This is a genomic window from Rickettsiales endosymbiont of Stachyamoeba lipophora, from assembly GCF_003932735.1.
In the GTDB taxonomy this organism is placed as follows: Bacteria; Pseudomonadota; Alphaproteobacteria; order Rickettsiales; family 33-17; genus RICK01.
On sequence record NZ_CP033611.1, the window covers coordinates 1,559,033 to 1,578,767 of the forward strand.

Consider the following 19,735-nt stretch of genomic DNA (forward strand, 5'->3'; position numbering starts at 1 on the left):
TTGTTAATAAATAGTAAAAATTTCAGCAAATAATTCAGAGAATACATCATGGAATATAATTCAATACGTAATATCGCCATTATCGCCCACGTGGATCATGGTAAAACCACCTTAATTGACTCAATGCTTGCTCAAGCTGGCACTTTCAGACAACATCAGCAAGTTAATGAGCGCGTGATGGATTCAAGTGACCTAGAAAAAGAACGCGGTATCACCATTTTAGCCAAAACTACTGCAATTATACTTAACGACACTAAAATTAATATCCTTGATACACCGGGCCACGCTGACTTTGGTGGTGAAGTAGAACGCGTATTAAGTATGGTTGACGGGGTAGTGTTACTGGTAGACTCAGCAGAAGGGCCTCTTCCTCAAACTAAATTTGTATTAAGTAAAGCCTTAAAATTGGGGATTAAACCCATTGTAGTAATTAATAAAATTGATCGTAGTGATGCGCGTCCTGATGAAATTTTAGATGAAATTTTTGATTTATTTGTATCCTTAGATGCTTCCGATGAACAATTAGATTTTCCTACTCTGTATGCATCAGGTAGGAATGGTTGGGCAGTAAAAGATTTAAATGAAAAATCTGATAATCTTAATGCTTTATTTGATGTGATTAAAAATCACGTTAACCCTCCACGTGTAGATAAAGAAGCTCCCTTTTCAATGCTAGCTTCAATCCTACACGCTGATCCTTACTTAGGTAGAATCTTAACTGGTAAAGTTTATACCGGTAAGGCCAAAGTAAATATGCCCGTTAAAACCTTAAGAGGTGATAAACAAATTGAAAGTGGCCGTCTTACCAAAATGTTTACCTTTCATGGTATTGAACGTATTGCAGTTGATGAGATTATGGCAGGTGATATTGTAGCAATCGCTGGTCTTGCTGAAACCACAGTTGCAGATACAATTTGTGACCTTCAAGTGGTTAATCCTGTTCCTGCTCAGCCGATTGATCCACCAACAATGGCAGTAACAATCAGTGTAAATGATTCACCTATCGCTGGAACAGAAGGTAGTAAAGTAACTTCAAGAATGATTCATGATAGATTAATGCGTGAAGCTGAAGGTAACGTAGCTATTAAAATTACTGAATCTGAAAGCAAAGAAGCTTTTGAAGTAGGTGGTAGAGGGGAATTACAACTTGGCGTATTAATTGAAACCATGCGCCGTGAAGGATTTGAACTTTCAGTATCTCGTCCTAAAGTATTATTCAAAAAAGATGAACAAGGTAAATTACTTGAGCCAATCGAAGAAGCCGTAATTGATATCGATGAAGAATTTAGCGGCGTAGTAGTAGAAAAACTTTCCCTTAGAAAAGGTGAAATGACAGAAATGCGTCCTTCCGGCGGAGGCAAAATTAGGCTGGTATTCCACATACCTGCACGTGGGCTAGTTGGTTACCAAGGTGAATTCTTAACTGATACTCGTGGTACAGGGGTAATTAACCGTCTTTTCTATGCTTATGAGCCATTTAAGGGTGAAATTGAAGGGCGTAGAAATGGTGTGCTTATTTCCACCGACTCCGGTCAAGCGGTAGCTTATTCATTAAACACCATTGAAGAAAGAGGTATTTTATTTGTAAGCCATGGTGATAAAGTTTATACTGGCATGATTATTGGTCAACATTCACGTGATAATGACCTTGAAGTTAACCCGCTTAAATCTAAACAGCTCACTAATATGCGTGCTTCAGGTAAGGATGAGGCTATTAAGCTTACTCCTCCAAAAGTTATGACCTTAGAAGAAGCAATTTCTTACATTGAAGATGATGAGCTAGTTGAAGTAACTCCTAAATCAATTAGGCTTAGAAAAAAATATCTTGATCCTAATGATCGTAAAAGATTTGCTAGAAGCATTACTAAAAACGCTGGCGCTTAATTATTTAGATCATCTACTACTAAAAAAGCCTGTCAATTGCTATAATTGATAGGCTTTTTTATATGTATTTATACTGGTTGAGGAAAACACTGGTGTATTTTGTAATTAAAAAATATCTGACAATGTTATAAATCAAGGGCAAAAACTTTAGCATTAACTGCCAAGTTTAATCAATCACCTTCTTCAAATACACCTTGTGGAGTGCTCATTAAAAGGTTGGTATTATCAAATTGTCATTAATACAATTGAAAAAGGTAAATAAAATACTACTCGAGGTTTATAAGCTGATACTTGGATAAATTGTTTTTTATCATCTTAGGAACGACTGCCAAACAGATCTTTCATCTATAATAACTAACTTTTTTGGAATTTACAGTAAATATTAATATTTTAATAGCTTATGCTTTACAGCCTTACCGTATTACGGTATACTTAAATTGTTAACACTTTAATAGTTTGCCATTATGAATACTTCAAACGTAACACAAAAATTTCAAGCGACCGTACCACTAAGCATTAGAAAACATCTGGGTATAAATAGTGGCGATAAAGTCGCTTATGAGATTATTGATGGAAAAGTTATTTTAAGTAAGTTTAGACCGCTTGATGTAGACTTTATCAAATCGGTTGAAACCACCTTAAGCGAATGGCAATCAGATAATGATGATGAGGCCTATCGTGATTTATAACCAATTTGATATTGTAAAAATTCCTTTTCCTTTTAATGGTAACGATAATACTAAAAACCGTCCTGCGATTGTTATTTCTAGCACTACCTACCAAATTAATAATAATAACGCTATTTTAGCTATGATTACTAGCCTGAATCAAAGTAAATGGCTTGAGGATATACCGCTAACTAATTTAGAACGCACTGGTCTTTCTTCTCCTTCTAAAATAAGGCTTAAGCTCTTTACCTTGGACCAAAGATTTATTATTAATAAAATTGGGGAATTAGCCGCCTTGGATAGATTTAAGCTACAAAAACATTTAAAGCAAATTATGTTACCTTAGTTTTGTTCTTAATAACCATAGATATAGCTGGATGACCGGTTCCATGGCAAGCAGCTATATTTTTAAGGTTGTTGTAGTGACCTAAATTACTACAATGTAATTGCAGATGGGTCGGCTTTCGAGATACGCGCAATATTAATTCTTTTTATCTTATTTAAAAAAGTTTCAAGCTTTTGTTCAACAGAAAAAATAAGCTTTTTATTGTCATGGGCTTTTTCATTAAGATCGATAAACATTATTATTGGTTTAACATATTTATTGCCTTTATGATCATATTTTAGCATGCAACCTAAAAGTCTTTTATTCCCATGCAAGCCATGAATTTTAGCCTCTAAAATCCAAGCACCTTTGCGGGTACGGCTTAAGAATTTCACCCCATTTTGATGAGAGGATTGAGCATGAATTTCATCTTTTATCACCATCTTAAAAGCCTTTTGTAAATCACTTGCAGAGTCTTCGAATTCTTTACAATTAATTGCGGCATAAATATCTTTGCCTTTATAATGCAATTTAAATACTTTATTATTACCTTCTGCATCTTTATCATGTGCTGTTAATCTAAGATCATTCCATCTTAGCGTAACGCTATCTTTACTGGAGGATGCTTCTAAAGGTTTAGCAGCAAGTTTCCTTTTAATCTTTTCTTGCCAACTTCTGGTCGCTTTTGTTAAAGCTTCATCGCTTGCTTCTAAAGAAGATTTATCTTCTATATCTATTAAATACTCTTGGCTTGTTATATCTACACTAGGAACAGAATGCTTGCCTAAAGCTATTTTGTTTTCATCAACTGCAGCTAGTTCTTCAGTTTTGGTCGAATCTATGAAAGTTAATTGTTCTTTATCTGTTATTGCAGTTGGGGCTAAAGTTATTAAATTTGCGCTTCCATCTTGAGAAGAAACAGATTTATCATCATGATTTAATATTTGTGTTGTTTGCTTTATCTTAGTCCTTAATGATTTATCGGCTTGTTTTTTATTGAATTTAAATTCAGGTAAAATTTCTTGAATCTTCAATTCATATTTTTCATCTATAAGGGCAGCATTATGAAAATTCATTAAGGCTGCTTTTTTATCGTTTTTATGCTCTAAATACAATAAACCTAAACGATAATAAATTTTTGCCTGCAATAGTTGAAAAGAACTTAACTTTAATAAAGCTTTGAATGCTTTATCAGTATCATTTAATGCTATATAAATTTCAGTAGCAGCTTCCCAGATTGGATAATAATTTTGAAATATTACAGTATTTTCTTCGATAAGGCCTGTTAACCTCCTAATACACTTTTCTTTGAACTTACCTTCTTGCAGCCATGCTAAAGAAGTAATTAATAATTTAATTAATGTTATTTTACCATATATTGGTAACATTTCTAAATTGTTCCTTAATCCATAAGCTATCGTTTGTTCATAACAATCCATAGTAATCATTAAATTTTTAATAAAGCTCTTCTCATTTATAGCCTGGCCGCTCGCAGACTTTGCTAATGAGCTAAGATGTAAGTTAATTTTGGTTTTAAAATAATATTCTGGATCAGTAGCTTTGATTTTATTTTCTAATAAATTAAAGATCCTATGAGCTTCTTCTCCCTTTCCTATTTTTATTTTATAGTTTAAGAAGAGTTTAATTGTATTATTAAAGTTTGAATTTCCATGCAATCCATTACCCAATTGATCAGCTTGATCATGAAATAAGCAACTAAGAATAAGATCCATTCTATTCATAGCTAAGCAATTGCTATCATTATCATTCACAATTACACTAAGGTTTAATAAAGCCATCACAATATATAAATCACTAGGAAAAGCATATGAAGCAAGCTTGAAAAGCTCATGAGCTTTTTGATAATCTTTAAGTTTGAAATGGTATTCTCCCATCAGGAAGTTATTCCAAATTCCTTGCGCTCCATTATTTGATTTTCCTATAAAATGAAGGAATGTTTTCCTTCCTTCATTGGATTTCAAATCAGTTGATTTATCATTGATAAAGTAAATAGCTTCATATAAATAAAAAGGCAAATGTACCACACTATGGTCCTCATTTCTTAAACGCCTATCTTCGTGAGCGTCAATAAATTTTTTATGATCTTTAATTAAAGTTATAAATGCTGCTGATTCACCATTTACCAAGCTTATGTCTAACAACTTAAATAGCAAGCTACAAAAGCATCGATAATATATCCCTGCACTTGCACTGTCCAATGTATTTGTATCAAACAGTACTGCTTGTAAATCTAATAATATTTTTTGGTAATGAACAATATTATCAGAGTTAACATTATTATTGCGAAGGTGATAAATGCTATCAGCATAACTTTTTAAAACTTCATATGATTTATTTTGAGCTGCATTATTCAGCAACTGAGATATTTTTGTTTGCTTAATAAGTTTATTAAGGCCTTTTTCTATATCTTTAAATACAATCCAATCATTCAATTCAAGTTTATTGAAGCTGGATAAATATGCATCAGTAATGGTTCTTAATTGATGAACAGCCAACGTATTTTCTAACAAGCCAAACATGTGGCCCATTATATTTTGTTTCCCAAAAAAAGGAATAATTTCTGTAACAAGCAACTTTATTATTTGTAAGTCGCTTCTCAATTTTTTAATATTCTCTTTAGTTTTAATATTCTCTTTAGCAGAGTTTGTCAGTTGCAAGTTCAATTTTACGTTCAATATACTATTTTCAATACATTGAAATGAAATTTTCATAAGTTCATAAATCTTATCTTGTGCCAATTTATTACTATTTAAAATAGAAATTATTTGAATTATTTCATGTTGTAATTTGGTATTTACCTTGAATTCTTGAAGCTTTAAAATTAATTGCTGTTGTTTAGTTATCATAATTTTATCTTTATAATTAAATATATTTTATGCATTTAATTTAATATACTTCAAAGCAACATCAAGTCAATGCAATGAGTTAATTAACCTTTAATAGTCATTTAATATTAAAGGTTTTATTATATTACTTATCTTAGATAATTTAACATAGTTAGCCAATCTTCCTTACTTGTGGATTATGTGCTTTAAGATTATTCAAATAATTAATAGCCTGAGTTAAGCTATCTACCTGATCATCGTGCTGCGCATTTGGAAAGTTAAGCAATTCATGTATTAAATCAGCTATAAAATGACTTTTCTCTGGAAATAAGATGGTTTTATTTACAAAGCTTTGGCTGGTCTCAATTAATCTATAAAGCTTTTCTTTGCTTACCTTAATAGGGATAATTGGCATGTGTGTAGTTCGATTTAACTCCTGGATAATAGATTGTCCACTGGCCTTATCTTCAATTAACACATGAACTGGTGTATGTTTACCATATTCCTGCTTGATAAGCTCTACTAACTCATAAAACTCAAGTTTTACTTTAACTAGATCAAGCAGATAATATTTGTTATCATATACTCCCCAGCTAGTGAGCACCGAGTAATCATTATGTGCGTGGGTTTTAATAGCTGTATCCCAGCTTTGTACGATATAATTAAATTTATCGGGCAGTTCTTTATAAAAGCTGATCCATTCCCGTTTAATGATGCTGTCTAAACTTTTCATGGGTGCTTGCAGATATTGGCTAGCAAAATTATAAATTCCCATATCATTTTGCAGGCGCATTAAAGTTTCTAAATCTTCACGCTCTTTATGCAATGGTTCATTAATTTTACGCAAATAATTAAAACTACCAATTTGTAGTTGTTGTTCTGATTGAGCAATAGCTGGTAAATTTAAATGTACCCACGCACTTTTGTTTTTACTTAGTAAATGTCCTGATAAATCTTCATCATGTAATCTTTGCATAACAATGATAATAGCACCATTTTTCTTATCATCTAAACGGCTTAATAAAGTATGCTCAAACCAATTGATTACTTTAGTACGATTTAAAGCTGATAAAGCTTGCCTTGGATTATGTGGGTCATCAACAATTAATACATCTCCGCCCTCTCCAGTAATAGTACCATCTACTGAAGTTGCAAACCTAAATCCGCGCGAGGTAGTCATAAATTTAAATTTTTGATTTTGCTCTTTGGAAATTTTAGTTCGAGGAAAAATTTGTTTAAACCAATCACATTCAATCAGTTTTTTACTATCCAAAGAATGTTTATCACTTAATTTTTGGGAATAACTAGTACAAATAATCCGCTTTGTGGGATCATTAGCCAAAATCCAGGCAGGCCAGGCAACAGTAACAAGCTGAGATTTTAGATATCTGGGGGGAAGATTTATAATTAATCTTTTAATATTGCCTTTAGTAACTTCTTCTAAATGTTTGGCTATATATTCGGTGTGCCAATTATATTCTAGTATTTTTCCTGGGTTTATTTCTTGGAAGGCTTTTTCAAAAAAGCCATTAAAATTATTTTTTAGCAGATGGTTATAAATTTTTCTTATCACTAGGTTTATTTTCTAATATCTCCTCTATATGTAGTTTGATTTGAGTTAAGTCAGTAGCAGTAAATTCAAAATTAGTACCATCATTTAGTATGATATTGCGCTTATTCAGATATTTTACTGTATGGATACATTTAAGATAAGTATTTACTAATTTTAAAAAGGCACTTAGCACTGTTTCTTTTTTACCAATAAAATGTTCTATATGGTGGATTTCACCATCAATTGCTACTTCAAATTCCTTAATCAAATTATTCATCAAATTAAAAATCTGCTGCAAACCATTTTCTATTCTGCTTTCTATATTTTGAAAATTCTCGGTTGTACTATTAGTCATATGGCTCCTTGTTAAGCATGAAATAATTAATATAACATTATACCTAAATTTTATTAAATTTTTGCACTCTCCTAACTGCTTGAATGTTAACAAATTAATTGATACAATTTAAATTAAATTAAATTTTTTAATATATATGGCTTCCAATTATCGTGAAAAGTTAAAAACTATTTTTAAAAATAGCATTGCATTCTTAACATCAAACGGCACTTTTTATATTTATTCTACTATAACTACTTCAGTATTACTGATTATTTCTTTAATTACCACCGTAGGTATTCCATTAGCGGTAGTGGGATTTGTTGGTAATTTGGTAGCAATAGGAGCTAAAGTTACCAGTGAGTTTATTAAATCCTATAAGGAACGTAAATTAGATAGAGCTAAAGATCAAATTATTGAAATTAAGAAAGGTAAAGCTGCCGCAGAAATTATTAAAAGTTTTGCTAATACTGAAGGTAAAATTACTTCTTCTGTTCATTCTAATTTAGCCGTTTCTCAACAACAATTACTTTTTACCCAGCAAGATTTTCAAAATTTTAATACGAAAAAAATAAACAAAGCAATAAAGCAAGATTTAATGGTGTTATTTAAACCTCAATTTAAAATAGGTAAACTTACCGCAAACATCCTGTCGCATAATTTAATAGTTAATATTCTACCTATGGCTTTTGATTGGATTCCGATTATAGTTAATTTCAATCCCATCAATTTAGCAATGAGTGCTGTATTTTCAAGTATAAGCATGATCAGCTCTTCGCTACACGTCTCAAAATATTTTTTGGAGGAATACAAAAAGGAATCAAAGCTATCACTGGAACTTCAGCAGATAGTAACAAACGAGCAAGACCTAGGCTATATATATGATAAAGCTGTATTAGACCAAAGATTACTTGAAGTCTATCAACATTGCGAACAAGATTGCGAACAAGGTTCTAACTTAGAATTTTTTTTTAGTAACCTTGAAGAAATTAAGCAGCAATTGCTTGAAGATTATTCAAAAAAACATACCCCAACATTTTTACAAGATTTTGTACATGATACTAAACAAACTTTTGCTAAAGTATTTAATTTAACTGCTCCTAGCAAGAGCAAAGATTATTTAGATGAAATAGAAACAAAGGTGCAAAATTATACTAAGACCCTTATTAGTTCCTCATATACAAAAAACCAAGGTGAAGACGAAGCTCAATCAACTACAACAAACAAATTTACTAAAGTAATTGGTAAATCCGTTAAAAATGTTATCTCATCACCTGCCTCGATTCTTAAACGAATTAAAAGCCGTGATTCTAGCTCTTCCCCAGATCAGTGGAGGTAAACTTACTAAATCAGCATCTGTAAATCGTTTGAGATTATTTATAGACCAAAGGGATTTAATTAGTGGTATTAAAATCTATCTTAAAAGGCGCTCCTAAGCAAGCTGATGAAGGACAATATTTCAGATAGATAAGGTACTGTGCCTGCCGATTTAATTATGCAGCTTATAAATAACTAGAGATTTTGTGAGTAGTAAACTTTATTCCTCTGCGCTTCGTAGCCAATGTGATATATTTAAGGGCAAATTTTTATGCATTCACTTAATTTTCATGGCTAATTAAGCTTTGTGTAAAGAAATTGGCAGCCATGCTAAAATGGTATTATTGCTCTTAAAAGGAGCTCAACTAAATTATCTACACAGATAAAGATTATAGCTGGTATTATTTCATAAATTTCAGCATACCTACATTTACCGATCTAGCATTTTATTACAGCCAGATATAGATTTTGCTAATATTGCAAGCTTACTATCTCCAATATTGTTCTCCTCAAACTTTAGATGGGTAATTGAATGATTTTCTGCAATATCGTCTGCCACATACTCCCAATCAGGCAAGTTATCTTATTGCCATAAGAAATATCTATTAACCTAAGACTCTTATTCTCACTGATTCCTTCTGCTAAGATCCTATCATCTCTTATTTTTTCCGATCTCTACCAAATAGTACGCTTACCCAAAACTAGTGTTCCTAGCTTATACAGTGGTCTCCTTGGTACCTCATTTATGTAACCTTGTCCCGTATCCCCTATTCTTTTTATTATGAGAATACCTTAACCAACTATTGAAACCGAATATTTGAAGTTTATAAAATATTTAAGGGCCTTATGAATAATAAGGCCCTTAAATATTTTGATAGTTAGATTTTTCTTTGCTATATTAGCCTTTCATGCCTCTTAAAACATAAGGTAAGATACCGTTATTGTTGTAATATTCTACTTCTGTTTGAGTATCAATTCTACAAATCAATTCCACTTCTTTAGTGCTGTTATCTTTATACTGAATATGTGCTTTTAATAGCATTTTAGGCGTAATTTTACCTTCAAGTCCTACAATTGATACCAGCTCATCGCCACTTAAGTTTAACTCCTTACGAGTTATGCCATCTTGAAACATTAACGGTAAAATACCCATACCAATCAGGTTGGATCTATGAATTCTTTCAAAACTTTCAGCAATTACAGCCTTAATACCCAGTAATAAAGTTCCTTTAGCTGCCCAGTCTCTGGAAGATCCTGTGCCATACTCTTTACCAGCAAATACTACCAGCGGAGTATTGTCTTCTTTATACTTCATAGCAGCATCATAGATGCTAATTACATCAGAAGAAGTGTGATGTTTGGTAACCCCGCCTTCTGTGCCTGGAAGCATTTCATTTTTGATACGAATATTAGCAAAAGTTCCTCTCATCATCACTTCATGATTACCACGACGAGCTCCATAAGAGTTAAAGTCTTTCTGCTCTATTCCATTCTCAACTAAATATTTTGCAGCAGGACTATTTTTAGCAATATTACCAGCAGGAGAAATATGGTCCGTAGTAATACTATCGCCAAATATCGCTAATATTCTTGCATGATTAATATTAGTAACTTTACCTGGCTCTTTACCCATACCTACAAAATATGGAGGGTTATTGATATAAGTACTATTATGCCAATTATAAGTTTGAGATTTAGTGGTATTAATATTCTGCCATTGTTGGTCCCCTTTAAATACTTCAGCGTATTTAGCTTTAAAAATAGTAGAATTAACAAATTTTGAGTTAATTTGTTCAATCTCACTATGGGTTGGCCAAAGATCTCTTAGGTAAACATCGTTGCCATTTTCATCTTGGGCAATAGGTTCGGTTGTTAAATCAATATTAGTAGTACCGGCTATAGCGTAAGCTACTACTAATGGCGGAGAAGCTAGATAATTAGCTTTAACCAGAGGATGTACTCTACCCTCAAAATTTCGATTGCCTGATAGTACAGAAGCTACTATCATTTCATTTTGAATAATGCATTCTTCAATTTCAGGTAGCAACGGGCCGGAATTACCAATACAGGTAGTACAACCATAGCCTACTAGATTAAATCCCATTTGGTTTAAATATTCTTGTAATCCAGACTTTTCTAAATATTCACTTACTACTTTAGACCCGGGAGCCAGTGAAGTTTTAACCCAAGGTTTAACATTGATACCTTTTTCTAAAGCTTTTTTAGCCACTAACCCTGCTGCAATCATTACCGATGGGTTAGACGTATTAGTACAGCTAGTAATTGCTGCAATTGCCACATCAGTATTTGCCATACTAAACTGCTGATTTTTAACCGCATATTTTCTAGCTGTATCGATATTATTTGATTTTGAAAGCTCCGGTAAAACAGATATAATGGAATTTCTAACTTGAGATAATAGTACTTTATCCTGAGGTCTTTTAGGTCCTGCAAGGGATGCTTCCACGCTAGCTAAATCTAATTCTAAACTATCAGAAAATACTGCCTGCTCATTATTTCTCCATAAATTTTGGAGTTTGCAGTATTGCTCAACTAGCTTAATAGTTTGACTATCACGAGCAGTAAGTTCTAAATATTTTATTGTTTCCTGATCCACTGGGAAAAAGCCACAAGTTGCACCATATTCAGGTGCCATATTGGCAATAGTAGCACGATCAGCGAGTGAGAGGTTATCAAGTCCGGCACCATAAAATTCTACAAATTTATTAACCACTCCTTTTTTTCTAAGCATTTGGGTTACGGTCAATACTAAATCTGTAGCGGTAGTTCCTTCTCTTAACTTGCCAGTTAATTTAAATCCTACCACTTCGGGTAACAACATGGATATTGGCTGACCAAGCATAGCAGCTTCAGCTTCAATACCACCTACACCCCAACCAAGTACTGCTAAACCATTTACCATAGTAGTATGGCTATCTGTGCCAACTAACGTATCAGGATAAGCATAAGTTTTACTATCTTCTTGTTTGGTCCATACTACTTTAGCTAAATATTCTAAATTAACCTGATGGCAAATACCAGTACCAGGAGGTACTACTTTAAAATTATTAAAAGCTTCTTGGCCCCATTTTAAAAATTGATATCGCTCATCATTACGGTGCATTTCTAAAGTTACGTTTTGTTTAAACGCATCATGATTGCCATAGTAATCAACCTGAACTGAATGATCAATCACTAGGTCTACCGGCACTAATGGATTAATCTTATCCGGATTACCTTTAAGGTTTTTCATTGCATCTCGCATAGCTGCTAAATCTACTACTGCAGGAACTCCAGTAAAATCCTGCATCAATACACGAGCTGGAGAAAAAGCAATCTCACGTTCAGCTTTAGGGCGATCAATCCAGTTTTTAATTGCAATAAAATCTTCTTTAGTAACGTTTACTTCATCATAATTACGCAGTAAATTTTCAAATAAAATTCTAAGAGAATAAGGTAGCTTATCTAAGTTAATATTAAACTCATCAGATGCCTGTTTTAAGTCATAATAATTATATTCAACCCCTTCAATATGAAAATTTTTTAGATAGCGTTGGCTTGCCTTGCTCATGATGATCTCCTAAACTTTTTATAGTAGCTCTTTTCTATTAAAAGTAATTAATAGTAAATATTTAGCATCTTTATTGTAGCTCATAACCTACTGATTTTTCAACCAAATTGTAATGATAATTACTTTTTCATATTAAATTTTGGTTAATTATAACTTTACCGCTGCCCAGAAGCTAAGGAAGCAGAAATAGTAGGCTGGCTATTTGTTCTTCTATGCACTCTCCTACTCTCATGCCTTTTAGTAATGTTCAACCGTGCAGCATGGCTACTGCTACTGCCGGACTGTTCATTGTTTTGCTGAACAAGAGTAAGTGCATGAGTAAGTGCATCTATCTTCCGTTGCGCTACTTCCTCTTGAGTAACAGTCGGGGCTAAAATGCTATTAACGTTAGGGTTTTCTGAAGTTAAAAATGGATGTTTTTCTTTTTTAAATTGTAGCAGAGAATGTATCTGTACCCTACGTGCATTTACATTGCCACTTTCTATATCGCCCCCTTGAACTCCCACAATACTTCCTGAATTTGATTCGCTATTAACCACTTCGTCATTAGATTGGCTAAAAATATATAAACCACCAGCTGCTGAAAAAGATCTGCTAATAATATTTAGTAATTCTATTGCCGGATGATTAGGAGCTAGAAAAACCCCTGTAGCTGCTGCCGCTGCTGAAACCGCAATTAAAGAAAAACTAATTCCTAATTGCACTGCTCTTTTTAAAATTTTAGCATCAGTATTTACAATATCTTTATCAATTGCTTTTATTTGCTTTTTAAGCGCTCCTCTATCATGCTCTAGATTACCCTGCTCTTTCTCTAAAGAAACGTCAGAGGCATCAGGAAATTTAAATCTTCTTTTGTATTTTCTTCTTTTACCCAGCTCCTTAGTTACTTCTATAAAATCCTCATTAGCAAGTTTATAAAGATTTTTACAAACCCGTCTATCTTCAGTATCAGTACTTTTATCTAATGAGAGCAAAACTATATTTTTAACTAAAGTATACCCGATGATTCCTAAAAATAATCTTCTAAAAGTAGTAAGTCGTGATGAAGGGTCGTTATCCTCAATATCAACGTTGTCTAACGGACTAGCAGGACTTTGGCTAGGTACATCACTATGTGTTGAATCTGATCCAGCCCCTAATTTATTCATTTTTCTAGTGAGTATACTAAAATCTTCTTCATCTACTGAACTACGCGATAAAGATGCAGAATTAGCTCCCGTCGAAGGTATAATGCTAATTGAAGCTCTTTTGGTGTTTTCTTGGGATAACAGTACATGGAGTCTATTTTCAATAGGAATTTCTGCATTTCCTTCTTGCTGTTCTGCCAAGCTAATCTCAACTAAATCATTAGGATTAGGAGTTTGAACAGAAGCGTTGTTCCCCTCTTCCTTATGTAAGCCTTGTAAGTATTGTGATGATGAATTATTAGACATAATAGTTCTCCTTTTATCTTACAAATCAAAAGGTTAATTTATTAATATAATAACCGAAAAGAGAATTATAAGCAAATTTTTTAATCTTAAAATACACTTCAAGATATTTAATCTTAAAATACTATTATTTTGAAATTTCATTTGCCCAATTGGAAGAATGTGCTAATAATTATAAAGAAATTTTTCTTACTACCTTTTTTCCACGGTAAGATTTAGGGGTCATAGCTCAGTTGGTAGAGCGTTTGAATGGCATTCAAAAGGTCGGCGGTTCGATTCCGCCTGGCTCCACCAGTAAAAGCAAGGCTTTTTGTATCCCACCCTTATTTAACTATGTTTTGAGTGACCAATAAGTGACCAGTAAGTTAAGGTAAAATATGTTTGATAACATACTTAGAACTTCAATAGACATCCCTCCCTTATTTTACACTCCAATTAAAAATTTTTTAGAAGTCGATCCAGAGTGGAATTTTAGTAATAATACCATTTTAAGAATATATATTAGTCACATGTTGTCTAATCAGCTAAGTGAGATATTTGATTTAGATCTAAAAGATATTTTCTTTAGAAATAAGGCTATTAACAAGGAATTTTTGATATACCTTTCGGATATAATAAGTATTGGCGGAATTAGTCCATCTAAAATAAATGGAATCTTACATAGAATAATAAATATTACCTTTAATAATAATGGAACTTATTTTGAAATTTGCATACATGAAGCACAAGCATCATTTAAGGATAGAAAAGAACTCTCAATCACAATGCTTAACCCATATGCACAAGAAAGTATATTGACTTCACTAATTGATCAGGATTTATATAAATTAAATACTAGTAATGACAATTATTTTATTTTTAATTCAAGTCAAAAAAATAATTATAAGATATACAGATTAATAGAAGAGCAGGATGAAATTATCTCATCCTTTCAAGCTAAGCACCTTCTAATAGAAAAATATAATTGCATTGAAGCAGAATGGGTGCTGTGGTCTGTAAATTTGCTAACCCCGTTATCTTCACAAAAACCAAATCAATTGGACCCCACCGAATTTAGTAAATTTAAACATAGTGGTTACATGATACCTCCTTATATAGAAGAGGATTCTAAGACAAAATATATCCTTATTAATTATTTCATGCATACCACCTTTGTAGAAAAGTTCTTTTTATTAGAAGAAGTTCGTTCCTTTGTTCCTTCATTTAGACTTATTTCATATAAACATTTATTAGAAAGAAATTTATGGATAAACAACAAGGATAACCTTAATGATATTAGAAACATTATCCACAAACATGCTAATCTTGGTAATATAACATGTATGTACGTACATGACGAAATAGAAGAGCTTGTATCTGATTATTATTTACAAAAGGTTGTTATTCTTTCTCCAGATGCAGAATACTGGCTTACTAATAAACATAATATAGAAAATGAAAAAATATACTTTATTAAGGAAGAGATTGAAGAAATCGAAAAGCAAGAAAATTATACAATACAGAGTAAAATTATTGTTTCATCTGCCACTAATAGAACTCAAAAACCTCTATCCTACGAAAAGGCCTTGGAAACAATATTAGATTATATAATGCAAAATGATCAGATTCTGATACAGGAATTATCTACATTTAAAACTATAGAAAAAAATATTACAGACAAAGAGTTTATAGGTTTGATTATATACCCTTTATTTGAATTAAATGGAATGTGGGTAAAAATTAAATCCAGAATTACCCAGGATAAATCTAATTCAGAAAAAATCGCTAGACGTAAAAAAAATATTTTAAGAGTGATATATCCTAATCTTTATAACAAATTTAATCGGGCTAAACAAAAAATAGAAAAGATATTAATAAAGTTATAATTTTAAAATCAAATTATTCTTATTGAAATGATTTTAAACATCATTTTTAAATTTCTCTATTCCAATATAACACCTTGTTTAAACTCATAAACCTTCTTAAAATCCATGTTGTATTCTTAAAATTGATAAGATTCTTTTTGTTTTAATTACTTATCAATTTTCTATCAATTTTTTATCTTTCACTTATTCACCTTAATTTTCTTGCAATTACTAAACTTAAAAATTTTTAAATTTTTTAAATTTCTTACTTTATCAATTTTTTATCCTTCTATTTCCTAAGTAATAAGTGATAAGTCACGAAACTTAATAAGAATAAAGGAGCCATTATGGTTGCTCAAAGCCTGAACAGAGAAAAATTTGTTCCTACAGAAGAATTAGAAGATTTTACAAAATTAAAGCCACGTTTTTGGGAAGCTAGACGCATTTCAGGTGACGGTCCACCTTACATTTATATTAGCAAAAGAGCTGTCAGATATAAAGTAGGTGATGTTATTGATTGGATGGAATCTAAGAAGAGAAGGCATACTGCTGATACAGGAGGTATGTTCAATGAAAGGTAATATTTTTGAAAAAGCAAAACGCATGAACTCTATTAGGCAGGTAGTTTTAACCCTACTTCCAAATGGAAAGATGTTTAAAGATAAATATTTATCTTTAAATCCCACAAGACATGATACCAAACTTGGGTCATTTATAATCAATTTAGATACCGGCCAATGGAATGATTTTGCAACGAATGATAAGGGCGGAGATGTAATTAGCCTATATGCCTATGTAAAAGGAATTTCTCAATATGAAGCTGCTTTAGTTTTAACAAATGGAGAAAACCATTTTAAACATTTTTCGATTCAACAAACTAACCCTGCTAAAGTTGCTAAAATTGCTAAATCTCCAGTAGACAAAATAATAACAAAGCTTTGGGATGAAAGTATAAATCCTACTAATACTTTAGTGGAGAAATATCTCCTGTATAGAGGTTATACAGGAATAATACCTCCATCTATAAAACATCATACTAATTTATATCACAAACCTACACAAAGATTCTATCCCGCCATGGTAGGTATGATAAGCATGTGGCCAAATTGCAATGAAATAATCGGACTGCATCGTACCTATCTAGACAAAGCAAGTGCTAATAAAGGTAAAATTGATAATAACAAAATGATATTAGGATCGTGCGCAGGTGGGGCAGTAATGCTGACAGCACCTGGTAAGACTTTAATTCTCACTGAAGGCATAGAAACAGCATTAAGTGTATATTTTGCCACTGATTTTCCTACCTGGGCTGCATTATCAACTTCGGGCTTAATTAATATAAAACTGCCTGAACTTTATATTACCTCAGAAGTTATTATTGCTACTGATAATGATGCTGCAGGCATTAATGCAGCTAACAAGCTTGCAGTACGGCTCTTAAAAGAGGGATACAAGGTTCGTATAGCAAGCCCAAATAGATTTAAAACAGATTTTAATGACTTATTAAGAGAAGAAAATGGCAATAATACAAATTAAGAAGATAATCGAGGAGGCTGAAACAATTAAAAACGAAGGTCCACTTCCCCTAAGGAAATTGAAAACAGTACCAACAGAATTTCCTATAGATTCTTTATCACCAATTTTTAAAGAGGTAACATTAGCATTGCATGACAAAATTCAAGCACCCTTACCCCTGTGTTTCCAGACAGCTTTTGCTGCAGCAAATTTATTAGTGCAAGGTTATAAGGATGTCCTACTCCCGCATGGCCATATAAAATGCCTTTCATGTTTTATGGTAGGAGTTGGGGATAGTGGCGAAAGAAAGACCAGTTGCGATCAAGAGTTACTTATCACTATTGAAGAATATGAAAGCATTCTTAAAGAAAAATATGATAGAGATGTTACCGAATGGAAAACAAAATCAGAAATATGGAATACCTGCAAAAGTACAATTCTTAAAGATAATAAAAAGTATCCGGGGCAGCAGGCGAAACAAGTAGCCATTAGAGCACTCGGTGAAGAACCAAAACCACCTCTAATACCTATATTAATTTTTGCAGAACCTACTTATGAAGGGCTATGTAAGCTCTTAAAAAATGGTTATCCCAGCATCGGTATCTTTTCTTCAGAAGGCGGACAGTTTATTAGCGGACATGCCATGAATGAAGAAAATAAGATTAAAACTGCTGCAGGGCTCTCAAGCTTATGGGACAGACAAAGCGCCAAAAGAATACGGAGCAGTGAAGATATTACTATATTATCTAATAAAAGAGTAAACCTAAATTTAATGGTACAGCCTTTAATTGCTACTAAACTATTATCAGATAACGTTTTAAAGGACCAAGGTTTCTTATCTAGAATTTTATTTACCTATCCGAAATCTACTGCAGGTACTAGATTTAACAAGATTCCTAAAACTACGAGTATCGAAGCTATAACCAATTTTAGGAATAGAATAAAAAGCATATTAACAACACCTTTACCTATCAAATCAGGAACAATGAATGAACTTGAACCCGAGGTAATGAAATTAAGCGAAGATGCAAAAAGATTATTTTTCTCTTTCTCTGATCATATTGAGAGCTTAATAGCTCCTGACAAAGAACTAGAAAATATTAAAGGCTTTGCAAACAAGCTACCCGAGCATGCAGTTAGGATTGCCTGCACAATAGCAGCCTTTGAAAATATCGACACCTTGGAACTGAGCTATGAATATTTAAAAGTAGGTATAGAAATAGCTACTTATTATGCTCAAGAACTCTTAAGGTTGTTTGAGGAAGGTGTAACCGATCCAATGATAATATTAGCAGAAAAATTATTAGATTGGATAAGCAATAAATGGGCTGAGGAGTATATTTCACTTCCTGATATTTGTCAGCATGGTCCAAATTGCATTAGAGAAAAAGCATCGGCTGAGAAAATTATAAAAAAACTTGAAGATTATGGATGGTTACAGAAGATAGATGGCCCCATGGTTATTAAAAATACAAAAAGAAAACATGCTTGGAAAATTATTAAAGGATAATAATTATGGTAAATTTTCCTAAGTTTGATTTTGTTAAATTTGAGAATGAAATATTTAAAAAAAATAATGTATTCGCTACTTTAGCAAATTTAGCATCTTTAGCAGTACCATCTTTAGAAACTAATAAAAATTCATATAGCCTTACCGAAGAGGAAGTAATGAAATTTGAGGAAAGAGCTGCAATAATGGAATATGATGGTGGTCTTAGCCGAAAAAAAGCAGAAGAAGAGGCCTTAAATGATATTATATTGATGAGAGATAATAAGTTTGATAACAATTAATTTTTAGTTAACGGAGAGAAAATTGCGTAAATCAAATAATCCAAAAGGCAGACCACGTAGTAGAACTGTTTTAAACCAAGAGATCAAAAGAAAAATAATGTATTTAGCTTCTTTAAGTTGTACCAAAGAAGATATACGTCATTACTTAAGATTATCTAATGACGCTTTCTATGGTATTTTATTAAAAGAAGTTGAAGTAAGTTCCATTATTGAACAAGGTTATGCTATTAGAAACTACAGACTTAGAGTAAAACAGATGGAAGTAGCAATGAGTGGCGATGCAAAGATGCTTATCCATCTTGGTAAAGTTTATCTTGGACAGATTTATAATAAACAACCAACTTATAAGGAGCACTCTACTAAGAGTAATACAATTGATAAGACCCATCTAAAGGAGATAGCAAAAAATATTTTAGAAGAAATGTAAATATAGCAAATATAATTAGTAAGGTATATTAGGAAATGTTTTTTCTTGTAACAACGTCACTGTATTTATTTACTTTATTCGATTTGTATGAATTTTTTATAAATCTGGCTATTTATAATTTTATTATTTTAGCAAATTGGAACTTTCCCGTTTCTATTTTAAAGAAATATTTTACCAATAGCGATTTGAAATATAAACATACTGTTGTATATAATAATGTATATGTCAGCA

General features: G+C 32.1%; 16 protein-coding genes and 1 tRNA gene. 11 read left to right on the plus strand and 6 right to left on the minus strand.

What is annotated here, in order from left to right; translation table 11 throughout:
• Positions 1 to 48: 48 nt before the first annotated feature.
• The 3 genes from typA (at position 49) to EF513_RS07155 (ending at position 2,898) form a co-directional block, all read left to right on the plus strand.
• Positions 49 to 1,884, plus strand: coding sequence for a translational GTPase TypA (gene typA / locus EF513_RS07145; protein WP_458693813.1), 1,836 nt, complete (start codon positions 49 to 51; stop codon positions 1,882 to 1,884).
• A 464-nt stretch (positions 1,885 to 2,348) separates the two neighbouring features.
• On the plus strand, positions 2,349 to 2,573 hold the full coding sequence (locus EF513_RS07150) for an AbrB/MazE/SpoVT family DNA-binding domain-containing protein (RefSeq protein WP_125216711.1): 225 nt from the start codon (positions 2,349 to 2,351) through the stop codon (positions 2,571 to 2,573).
• Entirely contained in the window at positions 2,563 to 2,898 is a 336-nt protein-coding gene (locus EF513_RS07155; protein WP_164503861.1) for a type II toxin-antitoxin system PemK/MazF family toxin, read from the plus strand. The genes EF513_RS07150 and EF513_RS07155 overlap by 11 nt, the downstream gene beginning before the upstream one ends.
• A gap of 89 nt (positions 2,899 to 2,987) precedes the next feature.
• On the opposite strand, the gene EF513_RS07160 is transcribed toward EF513_RS07155, so the two are convergent.
• The 3 genes from EF513_RS07160 to EF513_RS07170 form a co-directional block, all read right to left on the minus strand.
• A complete protein-coding gene (locus tag EF513_RS07160; protein ID WP_125216713.1) occupies positions 2,988 to 5,744 on the minus strand; it encodes a hypothetical protein in 2,757 nt (918 codons plus the stop codon).
• Positions 5,745 to 5,895: 151 nt separating this feature from the next.
• Positions 5,896 to 7,296 carry a phage terminase large subunit gene (terL, locus tag EF513_RS07165; RefSeq protein ID WP_164503862.1) on the minus strand — a complete coding sequence of 467 codons (1,401 nt, stop codon included), beginning with the start codon at positions 7,294 to 7,296 and terminating at the stop codon, positions 5,896 to 5,898.
• On the minus strand, positions 7,277 to 7,630 hold the full coding sequence (locus tag EF513_RS07170) for a hypothetical protein (protein ID WP_125216715.1): 354 nt from the start codon (positions 7,628 to 7,630) through the stop codon (positions 7,277 to 7,279). Before EF513_RS07170 ends, terL begins: the two co-directional genes overlap by 20 nt.
• A 136-nt stretch (positions 7,631 to 7,766) precedes the next feature.
• On the opposite strand from EF513_RS07170, the gene EF513_RS07175 reads away from it, so the two are divergent.
• Positions 7,767 to 8,948 (plus strand): hypothetical protein, encoded by a 1,182-nt coding sequence (locus tag EF513_RS07175; protein WP_125216716.1) that lies wholly within the window; start codon positions 7,767 to 7,769, stop codon positions 8,946 to 8,948.
• 408 nt (positions 8,949 to 9,356) lie between these two features.
• Here EF513_RS07175 and EF513_RS08110 read toward each other — a convergent pair whose 3' ends face one another.
• The 3 genes from EF513_RS08110 to EF513_RS07185 all read right to left on the minus strand — a co-directional run bounded on the left by EF513_RS08110 (position 9,357) and on the right by EF513_RS07185 (position 13,930).
• Positions 9,357 to 9,485, minus strand: a complete 129-nt coding sequence (locus EF513_RS08110) for a hypothetical protein (protein WP_277592622.1) — start codon at positions 9,483 to 9,485, stop codon at positions 9,357 to 9,359.
• Between the two features lie 339 nt (positions 9,486 to 9,824).
• Positions 9,825 to 12,497, minus strand: a complete 2,673-nt coding sequence (gene acnA / locus EF513_RS07180; protein ID WP_125216717.1) for an aconitate hydratase AcnA — start codon at positions 12,495 to 12,497, stop codon at positions 9,825 to 9,827.
• Between the two features lie 155 nt (positions 12,498 to 12,652).
• Positions 12,653 to 13,930 carry a hypothetical protein gene (locus EF513_RS07185; RefSeq protein ID WP_125216718.1) on the minus strand — a complete coding sequence of 426 codons (1,278 nt, stop codon included), beginning with the start codon at positions 13,928 to 13,930 and terminating at the stop codon, positions 12,653 to 12,655.
• A gap of 215 nt (positions 13,931 to 14,145) precedes the next feature.
• Here EF513_RS07185 and EF513_RS07190 point away from each other — a divergent pair.
• The 7 genes from EF513_RS07190 (at position 14,146) to EF513_RS07220 (ending at position 19,504) form a co-directional block, all read left to right on the plus strand.
• A tRNA-Ala gene (locus tag EF513_RS07190) sits at positions 14,146 to 14,221 on the plus strand.
• A gap of 83 nt (positions 14,222 to 14,304) precedes the next feature.
• Complete coding sequence (locus tag EF513_RS07195; RefSeq protein WP_125216719.1) at positions 14,305 to 15,792, plus strand: hypothetical protein; 1,488 nt, start codon at positions 14,305 to 14,307, stop codon at positions 15,790 to 15,792.
• Between the two features lie 326 nt (positions 15,793 to 16,118).
• Complete coding sequence (locus EF513_RS07200) at positions 16,119 to 16,352, plus strand: helix-turn-helix transcriptional regulator (RefSeq protein ID WP_125216720.1); 234 nt, start codon at positions 16,119 to 16,121, stop codon at positions 16,350 to 16,352.
• Positions 16,342 to 17,307 (plus strand): DUF7146 domain-containing protein, encoded by a 966-nt coding sequence (locus tag EF513_RS07205; protein ID WP_164503863.1) that lies wholly within the window; start codon positions 16,342 to 16,344, stop codon positions 17,305 to 17,307. Before EF513_RS07200 ends, EF513_RS07205 begins: the two co-directional genes overlap by 11 nt.
• Positions 17,288 to 18,796 carry a YfjI family protein gene (locus tag EF513_RS07210; protein ID WP_125216722.1) on the plus strand — a complete coding sequence of 503 codons (1,509 nt, stop codon included), beginning with the start codon at positions 17,288 to 17,290 and terminating at the stop codon, positions 18,794 to 18,796. The genes EF513_RS07205 and EF513_RS07210 overlap by 20 nt, the downstream gene beginning before the upstream one ends.
• A 5-nt stretch (positions 18,797 to 18,801) precedes the next feature.
• Positions 18,802 to 19,077 (plus strand): hypothetical protein, encoded by a 276-nt coding sequence (locus tag EF513_RS07215; RefSeq protein WP_125216723.1) that lies wholly within the window; start codon positions 18,802 to 18,804, stop codon positions 19,075 to 19,077.
• A 22-nt stretch (positions 19,078 to 19,099) separates the two neighbouring features.
• On the plus strand, positions 19,100 to 19,504 hold the full coding sequence (locus EF513_RS07220) for a hypothetical protein (RefSeq protein WP_125216724.1): 405 nt from the start codon (positions 19,100 to 19,102) through the stop codon (positions 19,502 to 19,504).
• Positions 19,505 to 19,735 lie beyond the last annotated feature (231 nt).